The 14209-nt window shown below is 59.9% G+C and carries 9 protein-coding genes and 1 tRNA gene; 7 read left to right on the top strand and 3 right to left on the bottom strand.

Going from position 1 to position 14209, the window contains the following annotated elements; all coding sequences use genetic code 11:
- Positions 1–116: 116 nt before the first annotated feature.
- Together cas3 and KOR34_RS02465 are read right to left on the bottom strand one after the other, a co-directional pair.
- Positions 117–2336 carry a CRISPR-associated helicase Cas3' gene (gene cas3, locus KOR34_RS02470; RefSeq protein ID WP_146561906.1) on the bottom strand — a complete coding sequence of 740 codons (2220 nt, stop codon included), beginning with the start codon at positions 2334–2336 and terminating at the stop codon, positions 117–119.
- Positions 2337–2761: 425 nt separating this feature from the next.
- Complete coding sequence (locus KOR34_RS02465; protein ID WP_146561904.1) at positions 2762–3904, bottom strand: tyrosine-type recombinase/integrase; 1143 nt, start codon at positions 3902–3904, stop codon at positions 2762–2764.
- A 144-nt stretch (positions 3905–4048) separates the two neighbouring features.
- On the opposite strand from KOR34_RS02465, the gene KOR34_RS02460 reads away from it, so the two are divergent.
- From KOR34_RS02460 to KOR34_RS02435, 6 genes are all read left to right on the top strand, one after another.
- A tRNA-Phe gene (locus KOR34_RS02460) sits at positions 4049–4121 on the top strand.
- A gap of 127 nt (positions 4122–4248) precedes the next feature.
- Positions 4249–5421: a tyrosine-type recombinase/integrase gene (locus KOR34_RS02455; RefSeq protein WP_146561903.1), complete on the top strand. Its 1173-nt coding sequence runs from the start codon at positions 4249–4251 to the stop codon at positions 5419–5421.
- A gap of 116 nt (positions 5422–5537) precedes the next feature.
- On the top strand, positions 5538–6200 hold the full coding sequence (locus KOR34_RS02450) for a hypothetical protein (protein ID WP_146561901.1): 663 nt from the start codon (positions 5538–5540) through the stop codon (positions 6198–6200).
- A 100-nt stretch (positions 6201–6300) separates the two neighbouring features.
- Complete coding sequence (locus KOR34_RS02445) at positions 6301–6606, top strand: DUF1580 domain-containing protein (protein WP_146561899.1); 306 nt, start codon at positions 6301–6303, stop codon at positions 6604–6606.
- 138 nt (positions 6607–6744) lie between these two features.
- On the top strand, positions 6745–7023 hold the full coding sequence (locus tag KOR34_RS02440; RefSeq protein WP_146561897.1) for a hypothetical protein: 279 nt from the start codon (positions 6745–6747) through the stop codon (positions 7021–7023).
- On the top strand, positions 7016–9142 hold the full coding sequence (locus KOR34_RS02435) for a phage/plasmid primase, P4 family (RefSeq protein ID WP_146561895.1): 2127 nt from the start codon (positions 7016–7018) through the stop codon (positions 9140–9142). Before KOR34_RS02440 ends, KOR34_RS02435 begins: the two co-directional genes overlap by 8 nt.
- An 821-nt stretch (positions 9143–9963) precedes the next feature.
- On the opposite strand, the gene KOR34_RS02430 is transcribed toward KOR34_RS02435, so the two are convergent.
- Positions 9964–11184, bottom strand: coding sequence for a hypothetical protein (locus KOR34_RS02430; RefSeq protein ID WP_146561893.1), 1221 nt, complete (start codon positions 11182–11184; stop codon positions 9964–9966).
- A gap of 815 nt (positions 11185–11999) precedes the next feature.
- On the opposite strand from KOR34_RS02430, the gene KOR34_RS02425 reads away from it, so the two are divergent.
- Positions 12000–13769 (top strand): AIPR family protein, encoded by a 1770-nt coding sequence (locus KOR34_RS02425; RefSeq protein WP_197531076.1) that lies wholly within the window; start codon positions 12000–12002, stop codon positions 13767–13769.
- The last annotated feature ends 440 nt before the right edge of the window (positions 13770–14209 follow it).

Here is a 14209-nt window from a genome sequence, read left to right as displayed (position 1 = left end):
TTTAGCCTTTCGATGCACCACGGCGACAGGGCGGAGGAGCGATGGCCGCAATCTAGCAGGCGGATGACCGCAGGACAAGTTGGTGGAAAGCTTGCCATGCGATGGAGCAACTGATCTCAGAACACCTGGCTCTCAGCCGACATGAACCCCGGTCGGTCGGCCATCAGTCCCCGGTGGGGATCGTAGAGCGATATGTTCTCAAGGGCGTAGTACCCCTCGCTGACCTCCGCAATGTCATGCTCAGCGTGCAACGCACGAAACGACCACAAGCTGAGCCCTACCGTGTACCGCTGTAGCTTGCGGAGCAGCCATCGTTCGGGGCCATTACGCCGCAGATGCTCGATGAGGGCGGCGCCGCCTCCGTACCGCACGAAGACTGGCAGCGTTGTCTCTTCGATGAATTGAAACCTCTCGTCAGCCGACTTGAAGTTGTAGGCAAACTGGCCACGCTCCTCAGGGAAACACTCCATCACCCGGTTGTCGTCCCACTTGTGGTCGCCGGCTTGATTCCAGTAGTGCAACTCGAAGTACCGACGCACCGCGGCGGGATCGAGCGGGTCAGGATGGTCGTCTAGCAGTTCTCGGGTAGTCTGGGCTGTGGCGCCCAAGTAGCCATGGGGGCGAACCTCGCTAGGATCGAATAGGTACAACTCTCCCAGCCCCGGCAGGCGACCTTCGCGGTTGCACCGCCCGGCCGCCTGGGCGATCGAGTCAACGCCGGCCATCGCGCGGAACACTACCGGAAAGTCAACATCGACGCCCGCCTCGATGAGCTGTGTGCTCACCACGCGGCAGGGCTGGCCGTCCTTCAGCCGCTTCTTCACTTCGAGCAGCTTCTCACTGCGGTGCTGGGCGCACATCAGCGTGCTGAGGTGGAACAGGTCGTCCGGCGGCACGTCAGAACCAGCCAGGCGATGGTAGAGGTCTGCGGCGTGGGCCTTGGTGTTGACGATTGCCAGCCACGCCGAGTGCTTTTCGAGTCGGTCGACTAGCTGGTCGTCCGACACGTCGCCGAGTATGCGTGGCTCGACACGCCGCATCGCCGCGGCCAGTACCTGGGGCTCCGGGATGATCTCGCGAACGTTCGTCAATCCGATAGGAAATTCGTCCCTGTGGTCAAGGGCCGGTTGCGTAGCCGTGCACAGCACCACGGTGCAGCCGTAGTCGGCAACCAACTCGCGGAGCGCCGCGAGGCACGGCTGGAGCAGATGCACCGGCAGAGTCTGCGCTTCGTCAAGGATGATCACGCTCCCCGCCAGACGGTGCAACTTTCGGCAGGGCGTCGTGCGGGAGGCGAACAACGATTCAAAGAGCTGAACGTTGGTCGTGACCACCAGCGGCGCGTCCCAGTTCTCGGCGGCGAGCCGATTGCTCCGAGTCTCCTGGTCAGGGTCGAGGTTCGAGTGGTGTTCCAGCACGACGCCCTCGCCCAAGTCATCAAAGACCCTGCGATACACATCGACCGTCTGCTCGATGATGCTCGTAAACGGGATCGCCATCACCACCCGCCGCAGGCCGTGCCGCCCCGCGTGGCGGAGAGCGAACGCCAGCGACGCGAGGGTCTTGCCGCCCCCGGTAGGGACGGTCAGTGAGAACAGGCCGGGCTGGCGTTCTGATGCCGCCCAACAAGCTTTCAGAATATCTTGGCGATGCCGGTTGACCTCGGTTGATTCCGATTCCTGACCGAGCGTGTCGAGATACGCGTCAAGTGTTTCAGCATGCAGTTGCAGCGGCGCGGGAGGCAGCCTCTGCTCGGCCAGGTCCGGGGCGCAGAAGCGTTCGGTCTCGATCCTGTCCGCGTCGATCAGGCATGAGAAGAGCATGCGCGTGAAGAACGCACACTGAAAGGCGAATCGCTCGCGACCGTCCCGGTCGACGGTCAGGCCGGGCGTTCCGAGTTGGGGTGGCTCAAGCAGTTCCGGCTCGACGTGTGCTTTCCAACCTGGAATCGGCTTGTCAAGCCGCTCTGAGAGCTTAGCGTTGTTCGCAAGCCCGGCGTGGTGACCTGCGATGACGTAGCTGAGGAGACGCGAGAATTGACCAGCCGTCTCCTTCGCGTACTTTGCGCCAGCCGTAGAGTGGTCGACCCGTCCGACCTTCTGCTCCAGGTGAGCCTCAAAGCCGTTTGCCTCCTGGAGCATTGCCTGAAAAGCATCGGAGTACTTTCCCAGGTCGTGCCACAGTCCTGCGACGCGCCCCCACTCGGCGCAGCCCCCCTTGTTGGGGCAGAGCCAAGCGGCGAACCCTGTCGCACAATCCGACACGGCGCGGAGGTGACTCTCAATTGGCTCCCAACGCTCAGGGCCTTGTTCGGGCAAGGTGTGGGCGTATCGCATCGGGGACTCGGTCGTAAGTCTGTTTTGGTGTGATGGAGAAGCGAACACGCTGCGGACTCTCGTGGACTACGTTGGTGCCGGCGCGCCAAATGCACTGAGGCCAACCACTGGGAGCTCGAACCACTCACGCGTAACGATGGTTCTGGGCGCTTGCCGCGATGGGATCAAGATTATACGGGAGCATGGCAGTCACCAGCCAAAGGAATTCACGCTGAGCGCTCTCCGCGAGCTTCAAGAGCCAGCTCGAAGAATTCTCTCCCGGGAGATGGGATAGGCGCACCTCTTGAGGTTGCAACTGCCAAGAACCGCGCTGAGTTCCGACACGTGGTTCCGTCGATACCGTCTCTGTGCCCGCACAAAGCCGGATGCAGGCAGGGTTGAACAGCAATGCAGTGCGGGTTGCGTGTCGCAGCGGTCCGCTTCGCCTAAATGTCGCGATCCTTCATGAGCCAGTCGCGGACGTGATTCGCCACATCCCAGAACCGCTGCTCGGAGATCGTCTCGCGGTAGGCGCCCGCCATGGAGTTGTCGGAGTGCCCCATGATGCGGTCCACTACGATCTGATCCTTGACGTCACCGCCGATCGTGGCGAACGTGTGCCGCAACGCGTAAAATGTCACGTTGGGGCGGTAGACACCAACTCGCTCGGCCAGCTTGCGGTACTCGGATGAGAGCGACGAGCTAGCTGCCCACGACTTGCCGTACTTCGTGCGAAACGCCAAGTTTGCCACCTCCTCGCTCGCCGGTGCGGGGCTGGCGTCAATTCCCGCCTGGATCGCTTCGATCGTCTCCGGCCACAGCGGGCAGTCGCGCTCAATCTCGGTCTTAGGACGGGGAAAGCTGATCCACTTGCGATCAACGTCTATTGCAGAGACCGGTAGCTTCCCACAGTCGGTATTTCCGAAGCCGCAGTTGATCCCAAGCAGGACAAACGCTCGGAAGGGATACTTGGCGGCGTCCAGGAGCTTCCAGATCTCTTGAGCGGAGAGAAGCTTGGGATTCTGCGATCGCCGGTGGGCCTTGTAAACGCGGGACTTGGGGCGGCTGAAGTAAATACCAAACCGGATGTTCTTCTCGGTGAGCCCCTCCTTCATTGCGTAATTGAAGATCGTCCGCGTGCGAGTCACCTCGGACCCCAGCGTGTGCGGATTGCTGGTCTCGGCGGAGAAGGCGGCGTGGAGCTCGCTAAAGTCAGCCGGCCCAATGGAGTCGAGCGTGCGGCCGCGTCCCAGCGTCGCGAGTATCGTCTTGGCCGTCTTGAAGTACTTGTTCCAGGTGAGTTCCGTAAGCTCGTTGCGCTCGACACGGGCCTGGTTGTGGTTCAGGAACAAGTTGCACAAATGGTGGAGGTCGATCGATTCGGAGTCGCGGCTGCGCGGCCGTCTTCCGGCGAACAGGTCGTCTCGCTCCTCAAGGAAGCGGCGCACCGCAGCGTCAGGATCGGCCCAGACGCCAAAATAGTAAATCTTCCCCTTGATCTTCTTAGCCCACTGTCCGCACGGATGGGCCGTAAGTGGAAAGCCAGAATAGGGTTTGGAGGGCTTGATGGGGGCAGTTTTGGTGGCCATACTTAGGTCTCGCGAGGTGGGGCTGAGGGAGGCCAAAGCGGCCAGCCACTGCCTCGCCGGGGGCGAACCCTGCGGGCAGGAAATTGTCCTCCCGGTTGTGGTTTCGGTTGTGGTCGCGAGCAACGATCACAAAAAAGCCCATACGGTCAGATAGCTCAGTTGGTAGAGCACGGCCCTGAAAAGGCCGGTGTCCCCGGTTCGAGCCCGGGTCTGACCACTAAACGTAAGTTAAGCCGAATCAAGAGTTTAAGTTACCTGCCGACGGTCGGCAGCGCGGCGTTTTCCAGGGAGCCAATAACGGTAGTCTACCGTTTTCGGGCTCCGAAACTCTGGAGGCCCGCGCCATGCCGCGTTCTACCGCCGTCCCGAAGTACCGCAAACACCGCGCTAGCGGTCAAGCGGTTGTCACTCTCAACGGCCGAGACTTCTATCTCGGTCGCCACGGTACCAAGGCCAGCCAGGCTGAGTACGATCGCCTCATCGGCGAGTGGACCGCCAATGGGCGTAACCTGCCAAGTGCCGATGCCAGGATTACCGTCGTCGAACTCTCCGTCAGGTACCTGAAGTTTGCCGCCGGGTACTATCGGAAAGATGGGCGATCTACGGACGTCCTGCACAAGATCAAGTCGGCGGTCCGGTACCTCAAGCCGGGTTACTGGCGGCGGCCCGCTACGGACGTCGGGCCGCTAGCCCTCAAGGCGATCCGCCAGAAGATGGTGGAGGACGGCCTCAGCCGCTCCTACATCAACGAGCACGTTGCCCGCCTCAAGCGGATGTACAAATGGGCCGCGGCAGAGGAGCTGGTTCCCGAGTCAGCCTACCGTTCGTTGGCCCTGGTTGATGGCCTTAAGTGTGGCCGGACCGAGGCCCGGGAGACATCCCCCGTGCTCCCGGTCGACGACACCATTGTCGACGCCACCCTGCCCTGCCTGCCCGAGGTGGTTGCCGATATGGTGCGGCTGCAGCGGCGGACCGGGATGCGCCCGGCAGAGGTCTGCCTGGTGCGTCCCTGCGACCTGGACCGCACCTCCGACGTCTGGGTCTTCACCCCGGAGTCGCACAAGACTCAGCACCACGGCCGAGATCGTCAGATCTTCATAGGTGCCCAGGGGCAAGCCATCCTTCTACGCTACATGGCTCGCGCTGCGGATGCCTATTGCTTCCGTCCGTGCGATTCTGAGGAGAAGCGGCTCGCCCAGCGAAACGCGGCTCGCAAGACCCCATTGTCGTGCGGCAACACCCGGGGCAGTAACCGGGTCAAGCGACCCAAGAAAACCGCGGGCGACTGCTATACAACCCGATCCTACCGGCAGGCAATCTACCGCGGCTGCGACCGGGCTGGCATCGATCGCTGGGCGCCCAACCGGTTGAGGCACACCGCGGCAACAGAGATCCGGCGCGAGTTCGGCCTCGAGGCGGCGCAGGTGATCCTTGGGCACTCTCAGGCGGCAATTACACAGGTGTACGCCGAACGCGACGCTGCCAAAGGAATCGAGGTCGCCCGCCAGATCGGTTAGGATTCAATCAAGCTCGCCGGGTCCGCGGAGTAGCTACCGCTCAGATCGGCCGGTGTTTGTGGTCCGCAATCTCGCCACGGCACCGGCTGGTCGCCCGGTTCGTTAAGGAGATTGCTGTGGCGAAGAAGAACGCTATCCCGGCGCCGATGACCGGCATTTACACCAAGCGCCGACGCGAGCTAACCCCTGCACAGTGGCGTTCTTACTCTGACGCGTTGAACGCCCCGGCGGAGTCGTACGTGCGGGACCTGCAGTCGCGGTTCGTCGACGCCGCTATGCCGCATTTAGTCCCAATAGACGGCGATCCGTTGATGGTGGTCAGCGGAGCGACTCCCCCGCCTGCGGGATGCACAGATCGTGTCGAGATACTGGCGCCAGGCGAGGCCTACGCGGTGCAAGAGTCCGCGCCGCCTGCGTTTGACCACGCTATGGAAGGCCTGCGGCTCTGCGAGAATCTGCTACGTGCTTTGCAGCGTGACGATCGTGGCGGAATCGTTCAGAACGCCGTCGCAGTAGGTCGCGCGATCGAACGATTGGCGATCTTGCCACTCGAGCCGTTCGTCATTGAGGGGCACAAACGGAAGGTAGTTCAGACGGCGAGCATGCGGGCCAAGAAAGGCAGTGTCAGCGAGCGCAATAAGTCCGAAGCGTTAAGGGCGATTGCACGTGAACAGCAGCGACACTACGTACGCCGCCATGATATAGACTTCATCAAAGAGATGGCCGCACAGAAGCTCGGAATCTCGAAACGCGCGTTGAACATGAGGCTCAAAAAGTAGTCGAGGGTTTTTTGGGAAGCGTTCTTAAGAGACTTCCCATCCGGCAAGTAACCTCTGCAAAGACTTGGTACCTAACACCAACCTTTGTGGAGGTTTTTTCATGCCCATCCTCGAAGAGGAGCTAGGCCCGCTGGTCGACCGCGTCGAGAAGGTCTGCCGAAAGCGGCACCACTACAGCACTGCGTTTCGGTGGACACAACGTGGCCTGCTGACCCCAGACGGCCGCCGTGTCCGCCTGGAATACGTCAAGGCCGGAGCCGAGCGGCTCACCAGCGTTGAGGCTGTCCGGCGGTTCTTTGCCGCCACTACTGGGGCCACCGCCCCGGTCGTGACCCCTCAGACCAGCCGTCAGCGTGAGGCCGCTCTGGCAAGGGCTGAGGCCGAGTGCGAGTCGCTCGGGATCTAGAATCGCCCCAAACAAGTGAGGCCCCTCTGCGCGGCAGCGCCGAAGGGCCGCACCAACAAAGCTGGAGAATCGTTCGTGACCAAAATCTTACCAACTAAGCAGGCCGCCGCTAAAAGTAGGCGAACTGCCGAAATCACTGTGTCGCGCATCGACGTCGCGCCGGGCGGCAAGCTGCGGGTCCACGTTTCCGCCCACGGGGGGCATGCCTGGGTGTTCGCGGCGAAGGCCCGCGACGTGCAGACCTTCGCGGCGTTTCAGCGGCAAATGGTCAACGCCGTCGGGGTCTGGGCGGACCACGCGAGTCAGCACGACCACTCGAGCCGCAACAGTGTCCGCCGCTGGCGTTTTGCGATCGACGACGCCTTCGGCTACGGTGAACTGATCGCCGATCCTGAGAAAGGCGGCGACGATGTCTAGCGCAATCACTCACGCGGCCCGCGCCGGCGAATCGCTTCGGCGGCTCTTCCCCGCGCATATCGCCGAACTAAAGGCATCGGGGATAAGCGAGGATCAGGCGCTCGAAGCGGGAGTTTACTCCGAGCACGATCAAAGAGAGCTCGCCCGCCTTGCGAATAGGAAACGGTGGGGCGTCAAGCTCGGCGCCGCTTTGGTATTCGAGTATCGCGACCTTGGCGGCAACACGGTTCTGCATCGGCTCAAGCCCGAGCGTCCCGCCAAGCAGGGTGGTCGGGAGCTAAAGTACATTCAGCCATCGGGCGAGCGGTCGCAGAGCTATTTCCCACCTGGCGTCGCGAAGAAGGCGCTCGAGCCCGGCGTCATGCTCGCAATCACAGAAGGCGAGAAGAAGGCGCTGTCGGCCACGATCCACGGCCTGCCCTGTGTCGGGCTGTCGGGTGTCTGGAATTTCAAGCCCGGTGGCAAGGTTGGTGAGCTGTTGCCCGAGCTAGAGTTAATCGACTGGAGAGGTCGGCCGGTATACATCGCGTTCGACAGCGACGTCCTCGACAAGGAACAGGTTCGATTGGCCGAGCAGGTCCTAGCCGCAACGCTCCAGGATCGTGGCGCCGAAGTCAAGGTCTGCCGGATCCCAGCGGCCGACGACGGCAGCAAGCAGGGACTCGATGATATCATCGTCGCGCGTGGGCGGTGTGTGCTCGACGAGCTGCTGAATGCCGCGGCTGTTCCCGAGCCGGTTGATTCTGCGTTGTTGATGGCGCCGGCCAAAGAGGTCGACGGCGCCCGCGAGGCTGCAGAGATCGTCGACGCCGAGCAAATCGACGGTGTCTGCAAGCTGATATTCTGGTCTGGGCAGTGGTGGCATTGGGCGGGCGGACGCTACGTCGTTCGTCGCGATGACGAGATTCGGGCGGAGGTCGTCAATCGTCTTAGCGGGCGCTACGCGGGTGTGCGAACCTCACACGTTGGCGACGTCCTCGAGCACTTGAAGGCGAAGACGGTGCTGTCTTCTCAGGTCGACGCGCCGACCTGGTTGAAGCCAACCCGCGGCGACCCTGACCCCTCGCAGTGCATCCCCGCCCGTAACGGCATCATCGACCTGGCGAAGCTGTACGGCCCCGACGGCACTCCCCGCGCGGAGGCGATCATCGAACCCACGCCGCGCCTTCTGAGCGTCGCGGCTTGCGACTACCGATTCGATCCTGACGCCCCGGAGCCGGCGGCCTGGCTCGCCTTCCTTGATTCGATCTGGGGCGACGACCCGGAGTCGGTTAGCGCGTTGCAGGAAATGTTCGGCTACTTGCTGACTGCGGACACCAGCCAGCAGACGATCTTTCTGCTTGTCGGGCCGACCAGGTCGGGCAAGGGCACAATCGGCCGCGTGATTCACCAGCTAGTCGGCAAGGCGAACACGTGTGGACCGACGCTGGCCGGGCTGGCGAGCAGCTTTGGCCTAGCGAGCCTCATAGGCAAGTCGGTCGCCGTGGTCAGCGACGCCCGGGTCAGCAAACGGGCTGATTCGTCCGTGATCCTCGAGCGGCTGCTGAGCATCAGCGGCGAGGACACCTTGAGCGTGCCGGTGAAATTCAAAGAGGACGTCAATACGAAGCTGCCGACCCGCTTGGTGATCCTCAGTAACGAGCTCCCGCAATTCGCCGACGCCTCGAGCTCGATCGCTGGGCGGTTCCTAGTCCTGAAGATGAGCCAATCGTTCCTCGGAAAAGAGGATCGATCGCTCGACCGAAGGCTGGCGGCTGAGATGCCGGGGATTCTGCTGTGGGCCTGCGAGGGCTGGCGTCGCCTCAACGAGCGAGGCGGCTTCATGCAGCCCGAGTCGGGGCAGGAAGCGATTGAGGGGCTGCGCGACTTAGCGAGCCCGATCGGGGCGTTCCTGCGTGATCGCTGCGAGATCGTTCCCGGCGGCCTAGTGGCTGCGGATGATCTGTTCGCCGAGTGGACGGGCTGGCTTTACGACCAGGGCTACTCGCAACCGACCGACAGGGCGTCATTCGGCCGCGACCTGGCCGCCGCAGCGCCGACCGTGCGGCGGGTTCAGCGGCGGAGCGAGGGTGGGAAGCGGGAGCGGTACTACCAAGGCGCCAAGCTCCGAAGGGGCTGACCGACTGTCACCGGTGTCACCAGCGTCACCGGTGACAAACCATTGTACGTATGCGAGAGAGAAGAACAGGTAATTAGGGGTAATATAGGGGGTGCAATGCAGCGTCACCGGTGACGCTGGTGACACCGATCACGACCGCAACCTACCAGGCCGACCAGCGTGAACGTTCCAGCTACTACCGTCACGACGCCCCGCGACAGCGTGTCCGACGGCGGGCGTTGCCTGCAGGCGGCCGCACGGGTCCTAAATCTAGATCCGAAAGACGGGATCAAAGGGAAGTACTAGCGGCTGCAACTCTCTTTACTTTGTAGGCGAAGACAATCCCATGCGACCGAAGCTCGGCGTCAAGATCCGAGGATCTGGGATGCCAATCCGTTCGATGAGTGTCACGATTGGCACCGAGCTGATCGCCCAAGTTGTGCTGCCGGTGACTATCAAACTCAACGCCGCGACCCGACTGCGCCCCAAGCTGCAGGCCGGCATGATCGGAGCGGCGCTCCGAGAATCGTTCCCGGCAATCACACCTGCACCGACGGTTGTCGCCGTCGCGCAAGTGGAAGGCCGAGGCTGGCGGATCTGCTCGTCGGCCTCGCCGACTACTCAGCCGAGATTGCTCATGCGACCTGCTCGATGCCCGGGCCGCGAACCAACGAGAATCCCATTAGTAAGCACGACCCGCGGCTGCTTTAACCCCACCTAAAGCCGCTCGAGCCCCGCTCGGTGCAGCGCGGGCTCGGCGAGCGCTGGAAAAGCTATCCGCGCGCCGCAACCGGCGCGTTGTGATCTTTGACAATTCGGTCCGTGCCCGCGGGGTCAGCGCGTCAACGGCCGCCTGCGGGCCAAGCGGTCATCGAGTCTCGAATACTCGTTTCGTTTGGCTCGGGTTCGAAGATGTAGAATAAAGGTAACCGGTAGATTTCCCTGAGCGTTGAGAGGTACGCGTCCGCAATCGCATCTGCCTCGCGTGGGCCAACTACGTGCAACGCCGATATTGGGCAAGAAATTGGCCAGTGAGCATACTCGAGCAGCTGGCCAATAGCTTGGCGGATGCATTCTCGTGGCGACAGAGAAGTCTTTATTTCAAAGATCTCCAGCCCTCTTTCGACCTTAACAACAAGGTCGGCAAGATTGCCACTCGCCATCTGACATTCAACAGCTACTGACGGTCTTCCATAACGATCGACAAGTTTTGCATATAGTGATCGTTGCATCGCCGCATGGACATGGGAAACGGTGCCCGGCTCTATCCCTCGGCGTTGAGAAGGGGCGACGGACTGGGTCGGTGAACTTGGACAGAATCTGAACTCGCCTGGACCGTTCGAAAACATCGCGCTCCCTTGGGCAAGCGCGTGTTGTAGCCCGTGCAGAGACGCATCCGCCTCAATACCAATCACTAGTCGGAGTCGCTTGGTCGGATTGCCGCCGGATGTAGATTCGAGCGTCCTAGCTGTCCTCGCAGCACTCCTGGTTATTGATCTTCTCAGGTCATTGATATCGGTAACTTGGCGTAGCTCGATCGGGTAACTGTAGTCGTCGATGTTGATCTGAGATTCCGCTCGGGCTAGATTCCGAGAACTCGCAGAATCAACGAGAGTGCAAGATAGACTTGCGCCGCATTCAGCGAGCCCGTGAAGCAGCGTTTCGAGCCCAGCCAAGTAATCAATGTTCCGGTCCGGCCCTTTACTTTCGATGATAAGGAAAGTGCTCTCTGCGTTTCTTCCAACCGAGAATGTCGCATCCAAGCCGGCAACTGTGGTCATCTTGGTCACGATTTCGAAGCCGTTGTCGAGCAGGATTCGAAAGGCAGTCGAGCTCTCGCCTCCGCTGAAGTCATCTGGGCCAAGCGGTGCGCCCAACGCGGCTTCAGCGGCGAGGGCTATTACAACTTTGGGCGGAAATCTGAGTCCGTCGTGCAATAAATCAAACCGAGTAGAGTCGGCAAATCTCGGAAGCGATTCGCCTTGCTTGGATCGTTCAATCGCTTGAACCAGATGCTGCTTACTAATCTTGTATAGAACTCGCGCGGGTACTCGGGCAGTCATCTTCTTTGCTTTCTGGCCACCAAGCTAATGGCGGCGCCAATCTGATGCGATCGATCGAACAATCGGCAGGGTCATTCTACCCTGCCGCCGTCGTCCGTATTTCAAGACAAGATCCATAGCGGTGGGGATGCAACGCCGCAGACGAACCATATGGCCCCCACCTGCGCCACAGTGGAGAGCAGCGAGGTCGGCGACAATTTCATCTCGCCCGGCTTAAGTAACAGTGAGCTGGCTGAGTCGGTAGGCGCATTCCGTAGTGCCTTTTCGGTCCAGACGACTGGCGGCCTCGGCAGTTTGACCGCTGAGCCGGCAACCGTCGATGAGTACTGCTTCACGGATCTCCATTTTGATTCAAATAGTTCAAGCCCCTAGAGGACGCGAGGAAGCCATATGGACCCTTGCCCATACATTCCTTGCCTTACTCGGGGCAGCCTGCAACTACCGTAGGGGGCGCCAGGTGGTGTGCCTCGAGATCGACGTGATCGAGGGCCGACACCCCTGCGAGGCGGCCCTTCTTCTCGAGACATAGGGCTAGCTAGGTGCCATATGACTTCTCTCGGCGACGTTTCAAGCACCTGTAACTCTCAACTAACTTGGGCTCCGCTGCAGCGACGGCTACTCTCGATTGACTTCAAGTTCTGGCTGAGAGTGCCGCCGAAGTCCAGTCGCGTGCTGTCGAGGCGTCGCTCATCTTTGCGGGGGAAACGACCTGCTGCGGATTTAAGAGTAGCTTGGCGAACCCAGGTCGAACCTGATAGGGTTTGCTTGAAATCGTCAATCAACTCTACAGCGGGACGCAAGGAGACTGTGTAGTCATGGCAAACCTAATTGACTGGAACGCGATGCAGCACAAGTGCAAGGCCTACATCGGCGAATCAGATTACGCCAAGAGTGAACGCAGTGCGTTTACGCATGTGGTTCTTGAGTATCAACTTGATCTTTCGTCCGAGGAGATTTCGGACAGTATCACTGATGGGGCTCAGGACCGCGGCATCGACGCTGTTTACGTCGACGAGCGCGATGGATGCAATGATATCCACCTGTTCCAGTTCAAGTACGTAAGCGAGTTCAAGAAAGCAAAGAACAATTTTCCTTCGAACGAGATCGACAAAGTACTTACGTTTGTTGCTGAGCTGCTAAACAAAGAACCAGGGCTAATTCCAAGCTGCAATTCGATGCTTGGTGCCAAGGTGCAGCAGATGTGGGATGCTTTAGCGAACCCAAATCCAGCATTCCACGTTCACTTTTGCGGGAACTGCGAAGCGATGGTTGATGACCAACAAGCTAGATTAGCAGCCAGTCTCGCCCCGTACCATTCATTCACGGTGCACCATCACTCCCTAGAATCACTAGTGCGAGATTTTCTGGAAACCAAGAGGCCGCGGCTAGATGCCGATATCAAAGCGGTCGACAAAAACTACTTTGAGCGGACAGACGGGAAGATCCGCGGGCTGATTTGTACATTCGAAGCGAATGAGATCGTCAAACTAGTAGCCAACCCAGATAATCCAGCGGAAGTGCGACCCGACGCTTTTGATGACAATGTTCGGATCTACCTCACAAAAAAGAATAGTGTCAACCGTAAGATCCTCGAAACGGCATTGTCAGATGAGAATTCCGAGTTTTGGTACCTGAACAATGGAATCACCATTACCTGCGATTCGTTCTCGTACCAGCCAGGTGAACGCGGACCCACCATAGCGTTAAAGAACTTTCAGATTGTCAACGGAGGGCAGACCTCTAATGCCCTGTTTGAAGCGCACGCACAGGATAAGACAAAGCTCAGCGATGTACTTGTGCTGGCCCGGATCTATCAGACTCAGGATCATGACATCACGTCAAAGATCGCCGAAGCCACAAACAGCCAGACACCGATTAAGACAAGAGACTTGCATTCCAATGATGAGATTCAGAAGAAGTTAGAGGAGGCATTTAGCGACAATGGACTGTATTACGAGCGAAAGTCGCGACAACATAGCGATCAGCCCAAGAGTAGTCGGATCGATGCCTTAGAGGCAGCGCAGGCACTGCTCGCCTATCTGGGCGGGTTGCCTGAGGTTGCAAAGAAGGATCGAGGCAGGATCTTTCGCGATCTCTACTCGACAGTATTCAACGCGGAAACGACCCACGAAAAGCTCCTCGTTGCACTCCGGGTTTACGAAGAGATCCAGAAGCAGAAGAGAGATCTTCAGCGGAAACTTCGTGCGAAAGAGGAGGTAGATGCTTCGTTGCTTTTCCTAATCGATGGCGGCTATCACGTTCTGTTCGCGGTGAATGAGTTGTGCCTAGCAGAGGAAATCTCGCCGCTTGATCAATCGCAGGCAATCAAGCAGATTCCGTCAGCGATGACGATTGTCAAGAGGGCAGTCGCGAAAGAGATGAAGGCCGATAGAGGATTCACAACTAATCGCTATTTTAAGGATCCGCGAACGAAGCGGGACATTCAGCGTGCAGTCGTCGGCTTCTCGGCAAAGAAGAAGTCGGCAAAGAAGAAGTCGGCAAAGAAGAAGTCGGCAAAGAAGAAGTCGGCAAAGAAGAAGTCGGCAAAGAAGAAGTCGGCAAAGAAGAAGTCGGCTAAAGAATGAACGCAAGAGTCTGTGTAGCCCAAGGATCTCTGACAATACTGCTTGAAGTAAGTATTAAAACCTCTTGATGGCGATCACTAAGCCGGCGAGCTTGAGGAATCCGTGGAAGAGGTGAGCATGCCGATCGTTAAGACTAGTGAGCCTCCAGATGGTGCGGAGCCAACTGATGGTGCGTTCAATGATTCAGGGTCGCTTGTAGGGGTGGGCCTTCCGCTTGTCCTGCGTGGCGGGGCGGACGCGGCCCCGGCGGTGGGGGCAGATCAGGTCGATGCCGAGCGTCGCCAGACGGCCGCGTAGCGGATCGCTGTCGGCGGCCCGGTCGTAGACCAGCTAGTCGGGTACGTGCGGGGTGATCGCTGAGAGGACAGCGGTATCACGAGCTGAACCTCGGCACGGTTGGCCGGCTCGATATCCATGGCCAAGGTGAGGCCCTGACCAAC

Source organism: Posidoniimonas corsicana (genome assembly GCF_007859765.1).
GTDB classification, from domain to species: Bacteria; Planctomycetota; Planctomycetia; order Pirellulales; family Lacipirellulaceae; genus Posidoniimonas; species Posidoniimonas corsicana.
This window is presented reverse-complemented; position numbering and strand designations above follow the sequence as displayed.

Coding starts and splice junctions, on each gene's coding strand:
- cas3 (WP_146561906.1), bottom strand. CDS start 2,336: ATGCGATACGCCCACACCTTGCCCGAACAAGGCCCTGAGCGTTGGGAG.
- KOR34_RS02465 (WP_146561904.1), bottom strand. CDS start 3,904: ATGGCCACCAAAACTGCCCCCATCAAGCCCTCCAAACCCTATTCTGGC.
- KOR34_RS02455 (WP_146561903.1), top strand. CDS start 4,249: ATGCCGCGTTCTACCGCCGTCCCGAAGTACCGCAAACACCGCGCTAGC.
- KOR34_RS02445 (WP_146561899.1), top strand. CDS start 6,301: ATGCCCATCCTCGAAGAGGAGCTAGGCCCGCTGGTCGACCGCGTCGAG.
- KOR34_RS02435 (WP_146561895.1), top strand. CDS start 7,016: ATGTCTAGCGCAATCACTCACGCGGCCCGCGCCGGCGAATCGCTTCGG.
- KOR34_RS02430 (WP_146561893.1), bottom strand. CDS start 11,184: ATGACTGCCCGAGTACCCGCGCGAGTTCTATACAAGATTAGTAAGCAG.
- KOR34_RS02425 (WP_197531076.1), top strand. CDS start 12,000: ATGGCAAACCTAATTGACTGGAACGCGATGCAGCACAAGTGCAAGGCC.